General features: G+C 40.0%; 23 protein-coding genes and 1 CRISPR repeat array. Of the genes, 16 read left to right on the top strand and 7 right to left on the bottom strand.

All coding sequences use genetic code 11. The features are described from left to right. Positions 1-219: 219 nt before the first annotated feature. Genes thyX through QXL17_06585 form a run of 3 tightly spaced genes read left to right on the top strand, consistent with a single transcriptional unit; the run spans position 220 to position 2010 of the window. Positions 220-882, top strand: a complete 663-nt coding sequence (gene thyX, locus QXL17_06595) for an FAD-dependent thymidylate synthase (protein ID MEM4258800.1) — start codon at positions 220-222, stop codon at positions 880-882. Positions 883-890: 8 nt separating this feature from the next. After that, on the top strand, positions 891-1544 hold the full coding sequence (locus QXL17_06590) for a 2,5-diamino-6-(ribosylamino)-4(3H)-pyrimidinone 5'-phosphate reductase (protein ID MEM4258799.1): 654 nt from the start codon (positions 891-893) through the stop codon (positions 1542-1544). 4 nt (positions 1545-1548) lie between these two features. After that, complete coding sequence (locus QXL17_06585) at positions 1549-2010, top strand: Mut7-C RNAse domain-containing protein (protein ID MEM4258798.1); 462 nt, start codon at positions 1549-1551, stop codon at positions 2008-2010. A 36-nt stretch (positions 2011-2046) separates the two neighbouring features. Here the strand turns inward: QXL17_06585 and QXL17_06580 are convergent, their stop codons facing one another. The 6 genes from QXL17_06580 to QXL17_06555 form a co-directional block, all read right to left on the bottom strand. Continuing rightward, a complete protein-coding gene (locus QXL17_06580) occupies positions 2047-2184 on the bottom strand; it encodes a type II toxin-antitoxin system RelE/ParE family toxin (protein ID MEM4258797.1) in 138 nt (45 codons plus the stop codon). Positions 2185-2311: 127 nt separating this feature from the next. Continuing rightward, on the bottom strand, positions 2312-2608 hold the full coding sequence (locus QXL17_06575) for a DUF424 family protein (GenBank protein MEM4258796.1): 297 nt from the start codon (positions 2606-2608) through the stop codon (positions 2312-2314). 186 nt (positions 2609-2794) lie between these two features. Then, positions 2795-2947 carry a hypothetical protein gene (locus QXL17_06570; protein MEM4258795.1) on the bottom strand — a complete coding sequence of 51 codons (153 nt, stop codon included), beginning with the start codon at positions 2945-2947 and terminating at the stop codon, positions 2795-2797. 79 nt (positions 2948-3026) lie between these two features. Beyond that, a complete protein-coding gene (locus tag QXL17_06565; GenBank protein MEM4258794.1) occupies positions 3027-4286 on the bottom strand; it encodes an MFS transporter in 1260 nt (419 codons plus the stop codon). A 3-nt stretch (positions 4287-4289) separates the two neighbouring features. Further along, positions 4290-5270, bottom strand: coding sequence for a transglutaminase family protein (locus QXL17_06560; protein MEM4258793.1), 981 nt, complete (start codon positions 5268-5270; stop codon positions 4290-4292). 19 nt (positions 5271-5289) lie between these two features. Further along, positions 5290-6654, bottom strand: a complete 1365-nt coding sequence (locus QXL17_06555) for a hypothetical protein (protein MEM4258792.1) — start codon at positions 6652-6654, stop codon at positions 5290-5292. A 159-nt stretch (positions 6655-6813) separates the two neighbouring features. On the opposite strand from QXL17_06555, the gene QXL17_06550 reads away from it, so the two are divergent. The 10 genes from QXL17_06550 to QXL17_06505 all read left to right on the top strand — a co-directional run bounded on the left by QXL17_06550 (position 6814) and on the right by QXL17_06505 (position 16991). Continuing rightward, positions 6814-7953, top strand: a complete 1140-nt coding sequence (locus QXL17_06550) for a DUF763 domain-containing protein (GenBank protein ID MEM4258791.1) — start codon at positions 6814-6816, stop codon at positions 7951-7953. A gap of 59 nt (positions 7954-8012) precedes the next feature. After that, complete coding sequence (cas6, locus tag QXL17_06545) at positions 8013-8798, top strand: CRISPR-associated endoribonuclease Cas6 (GenBank protein MEM4258790.1); 786 nt, start codon at positions 8013-8015, stop codon at positions 8796-8798. After that, positions 8758-9696, top strand: coding sequence for a tetratricopeptide repeat protein (locus tag QXL17_06540; GenBank protein ID MEM4258789.1), 939 nt, complete (start codon positions 8758-8760; stop codon positions 9694-9696). Before cas6 ends, QXL17_06540 begins: the two co-directional genes overlap by 41 nt. A gap of 10 nt (positions 9697-9706) precedes the next feature. Continuing rightward, complete coding sequence (cas3, locus tag QXL17_06535) at positions 9707-12040, top strand: CRISPR-associated helicase Cas3' (GenBank protein MEM4258788.1); 2334 nt, start codon at positions 9707-9709, stop codon at positions 12038-12040. Beyond that, on the top strand, positions 12021-13091 hold the full coding sequence (locus QXL17_06530) for a hypothetical protein (GenBank protein ID MEM4258787.1): 1071 nt from the start codon (positions 12021-12023) through the stop codon (positions 13089-13091). Before cas3 ends, QXL17_06530 begins: the two co-directional genes overlap by 20 nt. A gap of 109 nt (positions 13092-13200) precedes the next feature. Then, positions 13201-13440, top strand: coding sequence for a hypothetical protein (locus QXL17_06525; protein ID MEM4258786.1), 240 nt, complete (start codon positions 13201-13203; stop codon positions 13438-13440). Further along, positions 13430-14473: a DevR family CRISPR-associated autoregulator gene (locus QXL17_06520; protein MEM4258785.1), complete on the top strand. Its 1044-nt coding sequence runs from the start codon at positions 13430-13432 to the stop codon at positions 14471-14473. The genes QXL17_06525 and QXL17_06520 overlap by 11 nt, the downstream gene beginning before the upstream one ends. Before the next feature lie 5 nt (positions 14474-14478). Further along, on the top strand, positions 14479-15252 hold the full coding sequence (locus QXL17_06515) for a hypothetical protein (GenBank protein MEM4258784.1): 774 nt from the start codon (positions 14479-14481) through the stop codon (positions 15250-15252). 13 nt (positions 15253-15265) lie between these two features. After that, positions 15266-15550, top strand: coding sequence for a hypothetical protein (locus QXL17_06510; protein MEM4258783.1), 285 nt, complete (start codon positions 15266-15268; stop codon positions 15548-15550). A gap of 208 nt (positions 15551-15758) precedes the next feature. Beyond that, on the top strand, positions 15759-16991 hold the full coding sequence (locus tag QXL17_06505) for an AAA family ATPase (protein MEM4258782.1): 1233 nt from the start codon (positions 15759-15761) through the stop codon (positions 16989-16991). Positions 16992-17102: 111 nt separating this feature from the next. Here the strand turns inward: QXL17_06505 and QXL17_06500 are convergent, their stop codons facing one another. Continuing rightward, positions 17103-17255 carry a hypothetical protein gene (locus QXL17_06500; GenBank protein ID MEM4258781.1) on the bottom strand — a complete coding sequence of 51 codons (153 nt, stop codon included), beginning with the start codon at positions 17253-17255 and terminating at the stop codon, positions 17103-17105. 93 nt (positions 17256-17348) lie between these two features. Here QXL17_06500 and cas4 point away from each other — a divergent pair, with 93 nt between their 5' ends. The 3 genes from cas4 to cas2 are packed head-to-tail and all read left to right on the top strand — an operon-like array spanning position 17349 to position 19116. Beyond that, a complete protein-coding gene (gene cas4, locus QXL17_06495) occupies positions 17349-17861 on the top strand; it encodes a CRISPR-associated protein Cas4 (GenBank protein ID MEM4258780.1) in 513 nt (170 codons plus the stop codon). Further along, entirely contained in the window at positions 17862-18851 is a 990-nt protein-coding gene (cas1b, locus tag QXL17_06490) for a type I-B CRISPR-associated endonuclease Cas1b (GenBank protein MEM4258779.1), read from the top strand. Between the two features lies 1 nt (position 18852). Next, positions 18853-19116, top strand: a complete 264-nt coding sequence (gene cas2, locus QXL17_06485; GenBank protein ID MEM4258778.1) for a CRISPR-associated endonuclease Cas2 — start codon at positions 18853-18855, stop codon at positions 19114-19116. A gap of 172 nt (positions 19117-19288) precedes the next feature. After that, positions 19289-19511: direct repeats of the CRISPR family, unit length 23 nt; unit sequence GTTAGAATCAGACCATTGTGGGA.

Below are 19511 nucleotides of genomic sequence, written 5' to 3'. Positions count from 1 at the left end.
ATGGTTTTGTTGAAAAAATCTGTAAAAAAGCTTGTTGAATTATGATTTTTTCTGTTTGCTGTGCGTGATTCTCACAGCAAAATGAGACGTTATGCTGAATTTATGGATTCATTTCGGGATGTAGCCTCAGATCGCTCTCACAAGATTTCTTATAGGATACAGGACTGAGCACAATCCTTAAACGGCTACAGTCAATTGCCCCTGTCTTGGAGATGACATATGAATGTTAAACTCATCAGTTTTACACCAAACCCTGAAAAAATACCGGCACTGGCAGCAAAACTTACCCATAGTAAAATCAAGCCCGAAGAACTTGAAAAACTTTCAGTAAAAGAATTATTACCGGTGTTAGAACAAGTGATGCACCTAGGTCATACGAGCGTTGTTGAACATACGTATTTTACATTTGCAATCAGCGATGTCAGTCGGTCACTTACCCATCAGCTTGTACGACATCGTATTGCAAGCTATGCACAGCAAAGCCAGCGATACGTTAATCTGAAAGAGCCAAACTATGTTATTCCACCGACGATCGCCCGAAATAAAAAAATGAAAAAAGCATATGAAGAAACTATGCAACGCATCTGGGATGAGTACAATAAACTCCTTACACTTGGCATACCTGCTGAGGATAGCAGATATGTTCTACCGAATGCTGCTTGTACCAATATCATTGTGACGATGAATGCGCGGTCACTGTTACATTTTTTTGAACTTCGATGCTGTCAGCATGCACAATGGGAAATCAGACAACTTGCACAAAAAATGCTTGCCGAGGTTAAAAAAGTCGCACCAACAATTTTCCAACATGCAGGTCCGATGTGTAAAACCAAAAACATCTGCCCTGAACAGAAAAAAGATTGTCCACAATATCCACAGTGAGTTGAATTATGCAACGACCCTACATTATCATTAATTGTGCGATGTCTGCTGATGGAAAAACCGCACTACCGAATGGGAAACAGCTACGGCTCTCCTGCGAAGAAGACCTCAAACGTATGTATGAACTTCGACATAGTTGCGACGCAGTTCTTGTCGGGATTAACACCGTTCTCACCGACGATCCGAAACTCACCGTGAAAGAAACCTATGTGAAAAACCCTCGGCAACCCCTCAGAGTTATTCTTGATAGTACCTGTAGAATACCATCGACTGCCCTCGTCCTTAACGATGCTGCTCCTACCATGATTGTTACCACCAAAGGATATGAAAAAAAATTCCCAGGAAAACACGTCGACGTCGTTGGCTGCCCTGCTGATGTTGAAGGGAATGTTGATCTTGCGTATCTGCTGCAGATTTTGGTAGATCGGGGGATACACAAACTCTTAGTTGAAGGCGGCGGAACAGTGATTTGGAGTTTCCTGAATCATAGATTTATGGATGACATGTATGTCTACATCGCACCTCTTGTTGTCGGGGGGAAAAAAACACCGACCCTTGTGCACGGAGCAGGAATAACTCAGCATCAGGAAGCTGTTGTTTTAAAACTTCAATCAGTAAAAACGTTAGGACCTGGGATACTAGTGCACTATACATTTGCATGAGAGTATGAAGATTATCTGTGATCAAATGCTCGGGTCGCTTGCGACATGGCTTCGGATTTTAGGTTTTGATACCATCTATATCTCAGAAACCATCTCTGATGAATCGTTACTTGATACTGCACTCAAAGAACAACGATTGCTTATTACTCGAGACAAACTCCTTTATCAGAAGGCACAAAAATATCATCATCCTTCAGTATTTCTTCCGACTACAAACGTTGATGCACAATTACAGACAGTTCTTCAAAGACTACCATATGATCAGCAGTATGTACTCACTAGGTGTGTGTTGTGTAATTCGATTCTTCAACCGATCGACAAACAACAAGTGATAGGAAAAGTTCCTGATTCTATTTTCAAAAAACATACCTGCTTTCACCTATGTCCAAAATGTTGTAAAATATATTGGATGGGCACTCATTATGATAACATGGTGAAAAAAATTGAGATGTTAAAAAACAAATGAAAAACAGAAAGAGGCTTACGGCCTACACCCAGCACCTTACATGTTTCCATAAATGTTTTTTCTATGACCGATGATTAAAACAAGAATGACTAGTTTTTCTTTTTCAATTTCTAAAATAACTCTATAATCGCCCACGCGTAATTTATATCCAGGATCACCTACAAGTTTTGTTATATGTGCTTCTGGTCGTATTCTAATTCGTTGTAAAGATTTGACAAGCCAGCTTTTCTCTTGAATCTGCAGTCATTCCATCTGCACAAAATCTGCTATTTGCTGCTGAGATACTGGGATAAAAAGGAAGTTATAGCATTCGAATCATTTGGGCATGAGGAACACCCTTGATGGTTAGAATACACTGGGGATCAATTAAACCAAGTTTCACTGCACTAGACACGGTTTTCTTGCCAACTAAATTTGCAATTGTTGCATCTGTGATGATTTTTTCAAAAGCCTTGATTGAAACTCGATCTCCATCATAAAATTGCCGCGAGCAGTCGATTTGGAGTTTTCCTTTTGTGAATTTTTTTCCTAGGAGTTCCTCGTCACAGGCGCCAATGACAAGATCCTCGCCCTGCCGGTACATTTTAATGCTAATCATCGTCTCAGAAATCCTTGATACTCTGTCACTATGTTACTATTAGTCATTCCTGTTTTATATAGGTTTCGTCAGAAAAAAAGAAGGTATAAAAATATGTACAACGTAATACCTACAATGATTTGGTGAGCAGCCACTGCTTCAAGTACTTGTATGCTCAAATGATATCGGGGTCGTATGCACTAGTTTCTAATGGATGATGAGTAAAATACCGGTTATAATTGCGCCCACAGCAATCATCATCTGCAGTGTTTTTCCTTTATTCATGAAAACAGAACGTTTGTTGATCGCCGGTCGGCAGACAATACTTGTTTGATCTTTACGTTGAAGAACAAGCACCATAATTATTCACGTACTATTATACTTATCAATTATATTATAAATAATTTATGGTGCATCTCTTGTCCGATTATCTGAAAGATTAACCGTGTACTCGTTCCACTTCGATGCGTTCAAGCTCTTTAGTTTTCGTTTCATACGGATGAAATACAAAAACCAAGACAATCGGAATGATCATGACCAGCCCTGCGCAGATCCAAAAGTAATCCATCGTAGGAAACATGGTTAACAACACGGCGGCAAACATCGGTCCAGCAACATACGAAACCCGAGCGATCGTCGTCGTCCATCCCATGCAGGCACCCCGTCGATCTGTTGGGAAAATCTCAGGGATATACACGATAATCCAGATGTACGAAAATCCCATAAAGAAACCAGTCACCGGCGCAACAATCTGCGCAATCGTTATAGGAACAAATCCAAGTAACCCCATGAACAAACCAAGGCCGCTACATCCGATCAGCAATCCTTTTTTCCGTCCGATTCGATCCATCGTCCATCCGCCGGCAAGACTACCGACCAGCATTAAAAGCAGAATTCCAAGGAAAATCATTGACCATGATTCAACCGAGTATCCATGGATCTCCCGGAAGTAGTATCCAATCCACTTTCCTCCGATGAGGGAAATGACCAGCCAACACATCCAAATAACCGCTGAAAAACCAATATACTTCACATCAGCTCTGTTGATAATCCCTAAACCATAGAGGTGTTTCTTTCTGATACCTTTTCTGCGTTCTTCTCGTACCTGTTCAAAACGATACGTTTCCTTCATAAAAAACCATAAGATCACGACCGGGATCATGAAAAGGAACATAACTCCATACATCCATTTCCAACCAAGGCCGAGACGATTGATCATAATCGGTAAAATCGCAGCAAACGGAATCAAACTGACTGCGTAAACGATAGCAACCATTTTTGCTCGTTTCTCAGCAGGTGCTTCTTCACTGACTGGAATCGTCCACATATTTGAAACCGTGGTAAACGTAATGATCCCAAGACATACCATAAACAGATGAAACGAAGGAGTTGCAACCACAACAGCAAGTGAAGAAAAACCCATCAGTAAAATCAGAATCAATATCGCATATTTTCTTCCAATAATGTCAGTTAACCCGTTGAGTAAAAAAATAAAAAACGTTGGAATAAAATAGATTGCCTCCCACCAGGAAAATTCAGAGGCAGAAACCCCGTATTCATGGGTAATATCAGGGATTATAGTTGCTTCAATAAACGACAAATACTGATCCATAATGGCGACGAGTGCCATCAAAAAAACAATAAAGATCACATAGCGTCGTCCTCGAGACATCTCATACGATATATTTTTTTCACTCATTGTTTATTCATCTCCAAACAGAATTCCGTTTTTCTTCTCCAGATGGACAGTTGGGTCACGAAGCCGTCGTTTCTTCCGTGCCATTTCATCATAGGCCTGTTCTCCACCAGCATCTGCAATGATTTTTTTCCCTTGTTCGATCTGCTCAAGGATACCAATGTTAATCCCAGCAACTGAATTGGGAACCACCCGCCGCATCAATACCTGAGATGCAAGACCAAGACCTAGGGGGATCGACTCTCGACTCATAATCGTACCGGGAAGCGGAAACAACCACAACCCAATCGACTCTTCACCAAGTTTTGTAATCGGTAACCCTGCTGCAGCTTGCCGGGCAGGTTCAGCTCCAACATCAGCAGGAATCCATTTTCCATCAATCAACACTTCTCCTTGTCCATGCATCATGAAAAACCCCATCGCGTCGTACCATTGACGCATGAGCGGTGCCCGTTCAAATGATGGACCTAGCCAGTTGTCAAGAATCGTCAACGCATAAAACTTATACCGAGCTGGGATGCCTGCAGCGCGACACAGAGCGATAAAGACTGAGATTTTATGAATGCAGGTCCCGGTTCCTCGCTGTAACACCTGCACAACATCGTCAAGCGGATGAATCTCAAGAATGATTTCTCGTTTTGCAAACTCAAATGCAGCAGTAGCAAATTCTCGGTCAGATTTTTTATAGGCACCAAGGTGGTAGGCAAGAGCAACAACCTCAGGTGCTTCGCAATTACAAAACAAGGTTGGACGGAGATATTTTTCAGTTTTTTTCATGATTTTCATTTCAGAGGTAAATGAAGGAATTGTGTAGTTCGGTTTCGGTCGATGGTATACGTTATGCTTTGCCTGTTGTTGGAGTTGTTGAATCTGTTTGATATTCTTCAGTAATATTTTTGAAAGTGAAAACAGTCCTTTCAAATTCAACTGTACCATAATCAACGGTGGGATATATTCCCGTTGTTTCATCATCCAAGGCGTCATCATACGTTTCGTACCCTCCTGGTTAGTCGGGAGCAAGCATACGGCGAACTTCTTCAGCGCACCCGCGGATCTCTTCACCGCGTATTCGTTTGATTTCAGGGTCAAGCACCGGTCCAGGTCGATCACAAACCGGACAGTGTTCAAGAAGACGAACCTTATCGCCGGTTACTATGAACCCTGGATAACTGAGTGCTGCAGCATCAAGGAATGCAAAACGTCCCCATTCACCAAACCCAACTGGCTTATTTTCTTCATCAACCACCATTGGTTTGTAATATGAATAGGGTGCATGAAGATAATGTCCTTCAGGGCAGTGAACCATCCAGCCGTTTCCCTCAACCATGCCGTACACATCAAGGCAGAGATGATCAGGGATTCCAAGAATCTTCTCAACCTGTTGTCTGAACTCGACCACAGGGATACGTCGATCCTCATACAACTTCCACCCGCCACCAGTTCCAACGCCTGCACGTTCGCCAAACTCAAAACGTTTTCCTTCTGTTTCAAGTTTTTCCATCACTTGTGACAGAATAAACGGTGCACCAACTAACGCAATTTTTTCACGAGTTTGTGCATGATGTTCCAACCATGCGATGATCTCAGCAATCATCTTTTTCGTTGCTCGCCGTACCATCCGGGCAACTACTGCTGCTTTTAATCCTTTTTTACCCGTCATCGTCATCTGAATAAGTTCCGTGGTGATCTCACGGTCAATAGCAACTCGAACTTCTTTAATTGCATCAAAATACACAGAACAAACCTTACCTGCATACACATTGGTTTTCAGCGGATTTGGCATGAGTACATACCCAGACATGGATGGATCCCAGAGTGGATATACCATGGTGATGATTGATTTTGCAATTGCATACTCTGAAAGGTTAAAGGTACGTTGATCACGAGGGATAAAGGTGTGCCTGCCGCTGGTGCCGCTGCTGTACGCAACAGCCATCCCTGCAGCATTGAAGGCATTAATCACCTCGTCAAAGGTTGGTTCTTGCTGGGTGATTCGAATTTTCGGTAGATCGCCGGTGTAGATGTTTCCAAGCCAGGTTGCAAAATCACGACCTGATGGGTAATCTTTGAAGAATTTATCAGGGATCAGCGGGATTTTCACCAAATCATCAGATGTTTTAATATCAGATGGTGCAATGGTATGTTCTTTGCAGAATTTTTGATACATCGGATTATTCGTATAGTGATGGTAGAAGGTGTATTTGAGTGCAGCAAGTTGGAGTTCGTGTGCTTCTTTGATCGGTATGCGGAACAAATCAAGAGGTTTGAACAGTGCATCATCAACCGGCGTCCATTCATGACTTCTGGGAAAATATTTTTGAAGTTGCTGGTTGAACCGGTTCATATATGTTGAAAACTCTGGCTGTTCCATATATCCACCATACTGTTGGTTGACGACTGATGTTGCCGATGCATCTTAAATACAGTTCTCCTAAAAAAACCTATGTATTCGAATATGGAGCTTTTGTGAATAGTTTCAATGATCCTATCAAACATTTAAAATCATTCATTATAGTTTCACCTTCTTTGAATGGTACAAACCGGCATCGCACATCTTCCACTCCATCCAGGGAAGGCACCTCGATGGTTATTTCAAAAAATGGTTACCTTATCCCAGGGTATTCTTGAAATGCTCATCTATGAATATGGTATTGATGAAGTACTCCGACGTCTCTCTGATCCTTTTTGGTTCCAAGCATTCTCCTGTGTTCTTGGGTTTGATTGGCATTCAAGCGGAACAACAACAGTTACCTGTGGTGCGTTGAAAGAAGCATTGAACAAAGAAAATCTCGGACTGGGAGTTGCTGGTGGCAAAGGAACAGCATCACGAAATACCCTCAATGATATTGAACGTCTCGCAGAGCGCTATGCGCTTTCCACACAAACACTTCAGCAGATCCAGTATGCAAGTCGGATGTCTGCAAAGGTTGACAGCAGTGCTGTTCAAGATGGCTACAAGTTGTATCATCACGTGATAATTTTTTCAGAAACCGGCAGGTGGGCAGTTATCCAGCAGGGACTCAATAACGACCATGCATATGCGCGACGATACCACTGGTTGTCTGAAAATGTTACCAAGTTCATCTGCGAACCGCATACCGCTATCGTGGGGGATCAGACACAACTGGGGGTGCTCGACATGACTGCATCACAGAGTATCTCGACACAAAAAATTTCTGTTGATCTCGTCAATGATCATCCCTCTCATCTCAAACACGATTGGGCAGAACTACTGCGACCTGCTCATCAGCGAACCCTTGATGACTGGACGTCCCCAAAGCATAATAAAACATCTATAGAATATTTACATATGCCACGCAATATTAATTGGCAGCTGATGCAAGAAATCTACGATGTTCACCCGCACAACTATGAAGAACTCATCGCTCTACCTGGTGTCGGACCAGCAACGGTTCGGGCGCTTGCCTTAATCGCTGATTTGATCTACGGCGAACCTCCATCATGGAAAGACCCAATTCGATATACCTTTGCTCATGGTGGTAAAGATGGTGTTCCATTTCCTGTTGATCAGCCTACCTATCAACAGTCAATTGATATGATCCATGAGGCTGTTCGACAAGCACGCATCAGCGAACATCAAAAACGTGATGCTTTGAAACGATTCCATCGCTTCGCAGCAGAGATTCCACTCTGCCCGGTTTCTTCATGAACGCTTTTAAATAGAATACTCCTTTCGTTTGATATATCTACGCAAAGGATTTGTGATATATGCGAGCAAAAATTCAAGTTCACAAAACCACGTCCGGTATCCTTCCCTTTGATTATCAATATGCGTTGGCATCGATGTTGTATCGGAAGCTTGCTGTTGGGAACATACGGTTAGCGAATGCGTCGCATGCAACCGATGGGTTTAAGTTGTATACGTTTTCGAATTTTGTTTTTCCCAGACGGAGGAAGGCAAAGGGTGGTTTGCAGTTCAGTGATGCCTATTTCTTTCTGTCGTCCCCTGATGTTGAGTTTGTACGAAGTTTTGCTGAAGGGTTGTTGCAGGAACCAGAGTTTCAGTTGTACGGGGCATATTTTGTGGTGACTGGAATTGAGATTTTACAGGATAAAGAGTTTCGGAGTCCCTGTGTTTTTAAGACGTTGAGTCCGATTTTTCTCAAGACGCAACGCGAAAAGAACGGCATGTTGGTTGAATGGGATTTGTATCCTACTGATGGGAAATTTCATGAGAATATGCATCAAAATCTGGTGGAACGGTACATTGAGTTTTATAGGGAGAAACCACGGTGTGATCATTTTGAGATTCTTTCTGTTCAGTCTTGGAAACCGAAACGGATTGTGATCGGTGGTGGTCTGGGTGCGACGCCCAGGCGCTGCTCGTTGATGACGTTTACCGTTGATGCAAGCACAGAGTTGCTTCGGTTTGCGTATGATGCAGGTTTTGGTGAGAAGAATGCGATGGGGTTTGGATGTGTAGATGTTGTTGAAACACGGAGGAATCTGAAGGATGAAAAAGCAATCAAAGAAAAAAAGAGTGAACAACAATAAAGATGGTGCTGATCTCCCTATCGTGGAGATGGTGAATTTTCTTCTTGGTTCTCGGAGACAGAAACGTGAGGGACGGCGGGGGCAATGGTTGATGAAATCAGTCGGTGATCATGAATGGATGTTTCTTGAACCACTGGAGTTTGATGATGTGTATGATTCCTTTGATGACGGGTGTGAGTTCCTTGAACAAGGAGCTGTTGGGAGGGCGGAGCAGTTGTTCCGTGATGTGCTGCGGAAAGCACCGTTGCATATTGATGCATTGCATCATCTCGCGATCATTCTTGATGAACAAGGAAAGAAGACAGAGGCGTTGCAGCTGTGGGAACAGGGTGTTGCGATTGGTCGACAGGCGTTTCCAAAAACGTTTGCTCCTGGTGATCGTCTTGAGTGGGGATGGCTGGAGAACCGTCCGTTTCTGCGGTGTCTTCATGGTCTTGCACTGGCGGTGCACGATGCTGGTGATGCAGGCAGAGCGACGTGTTTGCTTGAGGAACTCTTGTCGTATAACCCAGATGATAACCAAGGGGTGCGTGAGCTGCTCATGGGTCGGTATTTGGAGACGCAGCAGTATCAGAAAGCTGTTTTGTTAGGGAGGAAATATCCTGGTGATGGTTTACCTGGGGTCTTATACGGGTTTCCCTTAGCATTGTTTCGTCTTGGGAGGTATGATCAGGCGAAGCGAAAATTATTAGAAGCTGTGAAATATTCACCAAAGATAGCGAAAGAATTGTTAAAAAAGAATCATAAACCACCAAAAAGTGATATGCCTGGGTATATCACGGTCGGTGGTTGGGACGAGGCGTATGAGTACTGGCGGTGTTTCGGTAGATTCTGGGATGAGGAAGCGTTGCAGTGGCTCAGGGATACTACAAAAATAGAGAAAATACAATTGATATAAAGAGAGCGATATGGAGCATATACGTTTTTTTGAAAGAATTACGGGATACCAACCATATGATTTCCAAAAAGAATGTCTTGAATCGATTGTTGCAGGTAATTCTATTGTAATAACTGCCCCAACAGGATCTGGGAAAAGTGAAATTGCTTTAGTCCCTTTTATTTTGTCAAAGAATGACAAATTACCTTCCCAAATGGTTTACTCGCTACCTACCAGAACATTGATAGAAAATTTGTCTGATAGGGCACTAAAATATGCTGCCTTTAAAAATCAATCTGTAGCAGTTCATCATGGTAAAAGAGTAGAAAGTCTTCTGTTTGATGAAGATATAATTGTTACTACTATAGACCAGACGGTAGGTGCTTATATATGTACCCCTTTGAATGCTCCGATAAGGAGAGGAAATATATTTGCTGGAGGAGTCTCCTCTGCTTTCTTAGTTTTCGATGAAATACATACGTTCGACCCAAACAGAGGGCTGCAGACGGCTATTACCTTAATAGACCATTCATCCAAATTAAAGATGCCAGTATGTATAATGTCTGCTACTCTTCCATCGGCATTAGTAGAAAAAATAGAGACCAATATTATAAAACCAAACTATGACAAAGTGACAAAGATGGAAGTTAAAAATGAAGATCAAATAAAATCGAGAAAAAATAGAGAAGTAATTTTACATGTACGACTGAATGAATCTGAAAGAATAACTCCTGATACAATGATTAGAACTTACAATTCCCTCAATGATAGAAAACTCATAGTTATCTGTAACACAGTAGACAAAGCTCAAACTCTGTTTATCGATTTACATAAAAACTATGAAGATAGGATATTACGCGAGGAAATTGCCGATGCAAAACTTATACTAGTGCACTCCAGATTCTTAGATGAAGATAGAAATCAGATAGAGAGAGAAATATCAGATCTCTTCTCGAGAGGAAATAAAGAACATGTAATTCTAATATCTACACAAGTCGTTGAAGTCGGTATAAACATATCTGCTAACACAATACTGACTGAATTGGCTCCTATAGATTCTTTAATCCAAAGAGCAGGAAGATGCGCGAGATGGGGTGGAAATGGTAATTTTATAGTATTTAATATGGATAGTTATGGTCCTTATAGAACCAATGAATTGAAAGAAATCATAGATCATACAAAAAAAGAACTTATTAAGCACAAAGGAGAAACACTAACATGGGATTTAGAGCGTAAACTCATCAACGATATCCTTACTAGATATTATACTTCCATCTTAACCGAAGCAAAAAGATATGCGGTATTGGGCACTTTGGCACGCGCAGCATATGAAGGCAATAAGAATCTCGCTGAGCAATCAGTTAGAGAAGCGTACACTTGCAGTGTAAGTATTCACGATAACCCAGAAAATCTGAAGGATGACGTGATCAAACTAGAAAAGATCAATCTGAATGTTTGGGTATTCCAGTCCTGCACAAAGAGACTATTGGAGAATGACATAAAGGTACTAAAAATAGAAGAGAGTAATGTTATAGATGATTACGAAATTAAATATATTCTCACACCAATCACTAATTGCTCAGAGATCATGCCATTCCATATGTATATCGTATCAACTAAAGGGGCAAAATACGACTCACGTAGTGGCCTTACCTTGCTGCATAAAGGTGGCTGTCAATTTAATAAAATTGAAGGAAAAATAATGGAAGAAAGAATTAAATATTTTTACACAAAAAAAGAATCTTGGTCTGAACACGCAAGAAAGACGTTAAATGTCCTTGACAATTATTTCCTTCCAAGATTCAGTTTCGTAATCGATAAATTCGCTAATGCTTTTGATCTGACTCAAAGAGATTTGATCAATAAAATAAGAGTTGCAGTAACTCTTCATGACATAGGAAAACTAAATATTAGGTGGCAGGAAAAAGTAGGTTGGGATGATATAACCCCCCTTGCTCACTCCAACAAGACAGATATAACACAAATTGGAATACCTCATGCAACTGTCTCAGCAGTATCACTTAGTAAAGTTTTTGCTAATTGGGGCAAACAAATAGGAATACCTTTTTATTTGGCTATTGCCCATCATCATTCTCTGCGAGCAACAGAATACATGAATTACGATTTCGTGAAAAATTGGGGTGAAACAATAATTAACGTTTTGCCAGATGTTTCAGATGTTGATCTACAAAAACGAATAATCGCATCTAGCAAAAATAATGGAGAATTAGAGGTTCCATTCATAGATATATCGCAGGAAGAAAATATTATTCCCTACAAATTCTATTGCTTTATTTCAAAAATACTTAGATTGTCTGATTGGGCTGCTACACAAGGTGGAATAAATGCAGTATTATGTACCTAAATCAGGAATGCCAATGTATGATCTCAGCAGAGCGTATGGATTAGGTTATATTACAAATATTCTCAGTAGTAGTGAATCTATAGTAAGAGATTTTGGGCATTATTTCTTCGTCGAGACAAGAAAAACATCTGATATAAGGAATATTGGAAAATTATCTATTTTAACAGGTACTGACTTAGATTGGGATAGCGTATTTTTAACTTTGAAGGGGACGTCGCGGCGGGAGAAAAAAATAAAAGAAATTATCGAATTTTTTTCAAAAGAAGAGAATCTTCAGGCAATATTCAAAAAATATCAAAACCTGAACGAACCACAATTTCTAAATTCTAAAGGAAATGGTGAAACATTATTGCAGTCATTAGAGATAGGCGGTGCAAAAGGCTTGAGAGAGGATATTAGACTGAGCAGTTACAGTAAAGGAAAACAATTATGGGTTCCTAGAGAAGATTTTGTTTTATCGACGATAGGACACCTGCACTTTACCATATGGAAATGGAGCGGAAAAGGAAACGACTTCAAAAAAGTCTCTATTATGTTGCATCCCGGAAAAGAAGGCGTGAATATCGGTGGAATGGGAGATATCAAAGATCTTAAAAACAAAATAAATGAAATCGCAAGAGGAAGTAAAGCAGGTGTGTTGGCTACACTTACAAATACTGCTGTACATATAGCAAAAAAAACATATGATATTCAGAAAAGCAGCCGGTTGTTCACACCAAAATTTTCATCACTAATATATAGTGTAATGGCAGGAACCGGACAACAAATGAAGCCATTTGGTGGGGGAATTTATCCTTTGGAGTTTCTCAATAATCTGAGTCATTCTGATAACGCTGGAGAAATTTTCGACATATGGATTGATCTATTCAGAGTAGCTAATATTAAAGGGTATGAAGATATGGCGATTTACTTGTCTGAATTTATCACACATCCTTCCATGGTAACATTAGAGCGCTACCTTAAAATCCATCTACGATTTCACATATCAAAGGATATAAAAATAAAATTGTATGAAGAAAAAATGTTGGCAGAGGTGATGAAATATATCTGAAATAAATTTAAGCGAGATTTTTTCAAACGAAGGTGTTAAAGATTTTGGTTCAGCACTTCGAAAAGCAATAAGAGATGAACGAAATAGAGATTATGCATCTCTGGTTGAGTTGGATTATGTTGAGACATCGGAAGAATTTGGCGAAACAATAAAACGATTTTTAAGAAGATTTGAAACATATGCAAGTAAGTATCATATAAAGAGACCAGAATGTAAAAGCCTTGAGGAAATAATGAATTTGGCAAAACAATATGGAGTAAAACCTGTAAGAGCAGCTATTATAGCACATGCTCTGGTCAAATCTTCAAAATCGGATGAAATTGAGGAGATGGAGAAAAATGACAAATAAAGTAATATATGAATTAGCAATTTTAGGAAGAGCTACGTGGAACCTTCACTCTCTAAATAATGAGGGAACGGTAGGTAACGTAACAGAACCCCGAGTCGTAGTGTTAGCAGACGGTACAAAAACAGATGGAATATCTGGAGAAATGCTCAAGCACATGCACACTGAAAAGATGTGGGCGCTCGAAAGCTCTAAAGAGAATTTTTGTGAGGCATGTCGACAGTGTAAACCTGAAAGAGCCGATGGAAATCAAAACGTAAGAGATCAAAAAAGTCCCGATGGCGCAATAAAAGAAGCCCTTAACTGCGAACTCTGTGATATTCATGGTTTTCTGGTTCAAAAACCGACTGTCGCAAGACCATCTCTTATAGAATTCGGTTGGGCTCTCGGCATCCATCCAATTCACAAAGACATACATACTCATGCAAGGCATTCAGTCCACGAACAATTTTTACAAATAGATGAGGAGAAAGAAGAAAACAAATGGGACAACGAGAAATGTTCTATAAAAGAATGCATAACCCAACAAGATGAAAGCAAGTTATACAAAATCGATAAGAAGTGGTATTGTGAAGAGCATCTACCTGTTAAAACAGCTCAAATGGTTTACCACAGACCAACGAGATCAGGGATTTACGCCATAATTTCTGTCTTTCAACCTTGGAAAATCGGATTAAATAATGTAAATTTGCAGTATGATATAGATGAAGAGGTAAGGAGATCAAGATACGAACTTGCACTTAAAGCTTATCAGGCGATGTTTCTAAGAATTGAAGGTGCGATGACCACAACACGACTACCCCACACTGAAGATTTCAAAGGAGTCATTGTAGTTTCCAAAATAAATTATCCTGCACCAGTAATCAGTCCTCTGAAAGATGATTATATAACTCAATTAGAGGAAATCTGCACCGATATTGGAAATAATACATTTGAGGCTAAAAAATTTGACAATTTACAACAATTTACTGCCAAAATAAGGGACCTAATGAAGTATACGCCTTACAAACTCCAATTGAGAGACGCTATTAAGTGAGAATTATGGTATGGCTAAAGGCAGAATATGAAGTGGGGAGTCTGTTGTCTTATAGAATACCAGACTATCCCTCACCATCTTATGCATTGTGCTCTCCATTACTTGGCCCATCTGCAATTAAATTGGCAATTGTAGCTACGGCCATAGAGACAACAAGGGATTTAGATTTTGGAGAGGAAATTTTTGGTCTTATAAAAAATGCTAAAATCAAAATAAAAATTCCAAAAAAAATTGCAATATCCAACCTGCTTATAAAAAGACTAAAACAAATTGATCCTAAAATAAAAACCAAATTAATCGGCACCTGTAGTCAGTGCGGAAAAACAAATAACAGGCTCTGGGACGTAGATGGAGCACATCTTTGTAAAAAATGTGCAACAAAACTCAGTTTTACATACGGAATCAGAGGTTATCTGCATTTACCAGAATCTTTTGTCATGTTTATTGAAGTGCCTGAAAAAAATAAAGAATTGTTAAAGGATATTCTTAAACGAGTTAGATACTTAGGTACATCCGATTCTCTAGTTTATTGTTTAAAAATTCAAGAGGAAGAACCTTTATCCAACTGTATCGAGCCGACTAAAATGTTAGAAAAAGTTGAAAGGAATATACTTCTAATCCCAACGAAAGATTTGAATTCTAATAAAAATATAAAGTTTAAAGATATAAATCCATATAGTTCAAAAAAGCGAGATGTTCTCGTAAAAAAATTCTATTTACTTCCTATCTCCAAAAAGACAGAAGGTAAAAACTGGATAATATACGAAACTTCTGATTAGGAAATAGTGAGATATGTCTCAAGCAGATCTTCTCCAGTATTTGAAAGAACACGTGCTTCCTGATACATTCGATGTATCTGGTGCGAATACGCAGCGTGTGCTCCAGTTTGCTGGGGAAGCAGTCGAACACTATTTTGAGGGTATTCAAGACGATTTCAGTGATGTTGACATGATGTCCACGGGGGATAAAATCGATATTCTCCAGGATCTTGATGAGATTGCACTCTCAACGATCAAATACAAGGGAACTGGACCAAGAACGGCGAGGTATCCTGCTTCAGCTAGCACGTCGCTATAAAGAGAAGATGAGGTTAACACAGATGCAGAAACGACGATTGGAAACAGTTCCGTAACAACCGGTTGATCTTTCCTTGTTTTTTTGGCGGTATATTGTTGGAGAGTGTAACTCCCTACTCAGCGTGTGCTTCTGATAGTTCCATTCATGCAGTGGATGTGTTTCCCCCCGAGACATACCTTTTTATATAGGAATAACCATTCCCGTAACCATGATTCCCCCCATAACGGTTCATCGGAAAGAAGTCACAAAAATAAACGCAGCAAAAGGATGGATCCTCCTCTATGGAAGACGAAAAGTTGGCAAAACGTTTCTCGTACGAACATTCACAGACCACGACCTTTATGTCTTGGTAAAAAGAGGGGGAGGTGCTCTCTTCGACAAAGGCCCGTTCGAAAGAACAGATATCTACGATCAAGTAGTAGAACTCATCCTCAAAGAATTGACGAAAGAAAAAACAGTAATCGTCGATGAATTCCAACGTCTCCCTGCAGAGTTTATTGAATCCTTGCAGATGCAATATCCAAAGGGGAAACTCATCCTCCTAGGGTCCTCCATGCATGTTGCAAAGGATCTCACATCAAAAAAATCACCTCTTTTAGGACTACTCTCAGAAATACGTCTCTCCCTGCTTTCTCCACAAGACATCTTTCAAACGTTATCAACAGGTATGCCAGTGGATCATGCACTCATGCTTTCTCCCTATCTACGCGATCCTTGGACGCTTCGGTATCTCGATACAAACCCTGAAAAAACCATTCTGAATATCCTGGACTACTCACGAAGTGCCATACCTGCGCTTATTGGCGAGGTGTTCCTATCTGAAGACCGATTTCTCTCCAATGTCTACGAAAGCATCTTACGGTCCATTGCCAGTGGAAAAAACACATTAAAAGAAGTCAGTGACCAGTTATTTTCGAAAAAACTTATCGGTGCAAATGATCCTTCGTTAGTACGACCGTATGTAAAAATCATGGAAGAAATGGATCTTCTCGAGAGAATACCACTTCATGATACGAAGGGATATCACTATGTTGTAAAATCCAAAATTATGGATCTGTACTATTACATCGATGAAAAATATGACATTGAGAACACACCATCGTCTTTAATAAAAGAAATCATCCAAGAACGAATGCCCCTGCACATCCAGTTCTTCATCGGTGAACTCATGGCGGAACTGCTTGACGGTACGTTTCGATATTTTATGACAAATACGTACGATATCGATATCCTGATCGCCAGGAGAAATCGTATCATATTTGCTGGAGAAGTGAAATGGGCAAAACAGGTAAAAAAAACAGAGATTTCTACGTTTCTGAAAAACACAGAACGCTTGGATTGCAGAAAAGCAATCATAACACAAGCATCTTTTGATACAAAAGAAGTAGAAGTCATAACACCGGACAAACTCTTAAAAATGACCAAAGAATCTATCCCGTAAAATCAGGAACTCTCATAGATACCATCAGAAATAGACACAGCCTGCAATGAGAACTCCTCTTGTTATAATTACCGATCATCCTTCGTGATGTGAGGATGAGATATTCACAGATCACCAGATATTTTTATGATCAATAGTATGTGTTGTGTTCTTAGTATCTTTAACGTTCATTAAGGGTTGACCACGTATGGACGAGCCATACTCTGCTCGGACCATCCCTGCCAGAATATCCTTTGCTGCGACAAGTCCGCACCGTTCATGCATTGATATCTTACATAATCAGCCCCCATGAGCAGTAGAGAGTTTCTATACGATTCCTTAAAACCGATGGAAATGATACTGGTATGATCCTCTCCCATGATATCACACACCGACGTAAAAGTAACGGGAACGCAGATCAACTACTACTTTATCTGTACAACGAAATTGTGGCTGTTTTCTCATCATATTCAAATGGAAAAAGAAAGCGATGAAGTCTCCATGGGAAAACATATCCATGAAACTAGCTATGAACGAACAAAGAAAAACATCATCATCGATGATGTGATCGCGGTCGATTTCATTAAAAAACATGATGGGATTGAAATTCATGATGTGAAAAAATCACGGAAAATGGAAGTAGCGCACCGCTGGCAACTCTTGTATTACCTTTACTACCTGAAACAACGAGGGGTCTCGGCCATCGGCGTTCTTGATTACCCCTTGCTTAAGAAAAAAGAAATCCTTCATCTTGGAGATAGCGAAGAACGTGAGCTGGAAAAACTCATCCAAGAAATCCTCGCCCTCGTTTCCAGTCAGATGCCATCTCCTATGAAAAGACCTCTCTGTAAAAAATGTAGCTATTATGAATTCTGTTTCGGAGGCGAATGAATGAAAACCAATTACTATATCACCAAAGACGGGGTTCTTCGACGAAAAGAAAACACAGTATACTTTATTGATAAAACAGAACAACGAGCACTCCCCATCCAAAAAATCTATGCAATCTACGCATATGGAAACCTGTCATTCACTTCTGGTGTTGTTTCCTATCTTGCAAAGAACGGTGTTCCCATTCATTTCTTTAATAGCTATGGGTTTTATGAAGGGAGTTTGTATCCCCGTGAAACCTTGGTATCTGGTGATGCCACCATCAAACAAGCAGAACACTACCTTGATGGAGAACGACGAAGCATACTTGCCAAATTGTTTGTCGAAGGAGCAGCAAAGAATATTTTGAGAAATCTCAACTATTACTCAAAAGACACGAACTCACTTACCAGTTATATTGAAAAAATCGAACACGAACTTGGTCAATTACCAGGATATACGACTATTCCACAGATTATGAGTGTTGAGGGTCATATCAGGGATTTCTACTACAGTGCATTGGACTGTATCTTCCCTGCGGAATTTCAGATTGGTGAACGGGTGAAAAGACCACCAAACAATAAAACAAACACGCTTCTCTCCTTTGGCAATTCACTCATGTATGCGACTGTGTTATCCGAGATATACAACACACAACTCAATCCAACGATATCATTTCTTCACGAACCCTTTGAACGAAGATTTTCACTGTCTCTTGATGTCGCTGAAATATTTAAACCCATCATTGTTGACCGAGTGATCTTCAAACTCATTAACAAAAATATGTTAGACGAAACAGATTTTTCTGGAGACATTGGTAATATGCTTCTTTCAGAGTCAGGACGAAAAAAATTTTTGCAAGAGTACCATGAACGATTATCACGGACTATTGAGCATAAAGGTCTTGGTCGAGAGGTTTCATATCAACGTCTCATTCGCTTAGAACTCTATAAGCTTGTGAAACACGTTCTCGGCACCCAAAAGTATAAACCGCTTGTGATGTGGTGGTAGTATGTATGTTATTGTTGTCTATGATGTGAATGTCGATCGGGTGAACAAAGTTCGGATTTTTTTGAAACAGTATCTTAACTGGGTTCAAAATTCGGTTTTTGAGGGAGAATTGACAAAATCAGAATTATCTATCGTCGAACATGCTGTACAAGAACTCATTAATCAATCTGAGGATTCTGTTCGTATCTATGTTTTACGAAGTGATAAATACCTCGAGATGATCGAAGTTGGAACAAGCAAAGTCGATGTTTCTGAAATCATTTAGGAAAAAAGAAGCATCGATGTTCAAATCATTTCTATTTTTTCGTGGATGTTTGATGGTGTCTTCTCTTTATAAAGATCCACGAAAAAGTATCCTCACATCTTAAATATAAGGATGATATTTATTGTTTATTTTGCGTTAGGAATACGCACTGTCATTAGGAAAAAAGCGCTGGGTTAGAATCAGACCATTGTGGGATTGAAATTCTGATGCAGAGATAGCTCTTTTGAAAGATGATAAAGGTTAGAATCAGACCATTGTGGGATTGAAATTGCATATCCACATCTTTTACACGACACATCTTTTGTTGTTAGAATCAGACCATTGTGGGATTGAAATAAGATTTTTCAATTGATTGCGTTGCCGTTTCAGTATGTTAGAATCAGACCATTGTGGGG

Source organism: Candidatus Thermoplasmatota archaeon (genome assembly GCA_038884455.1).
Classification (GTDB): domain Archaea; phylum Thermoplasmatota; class E2; order DHVEG-1; family DHVEG-1; genus JAWABU01.
The sequence above is the reverse complement of the archived record's forward strand: the minus strand, read 5'-3'. Positions and strand labels throughout refer to the sequence as shown.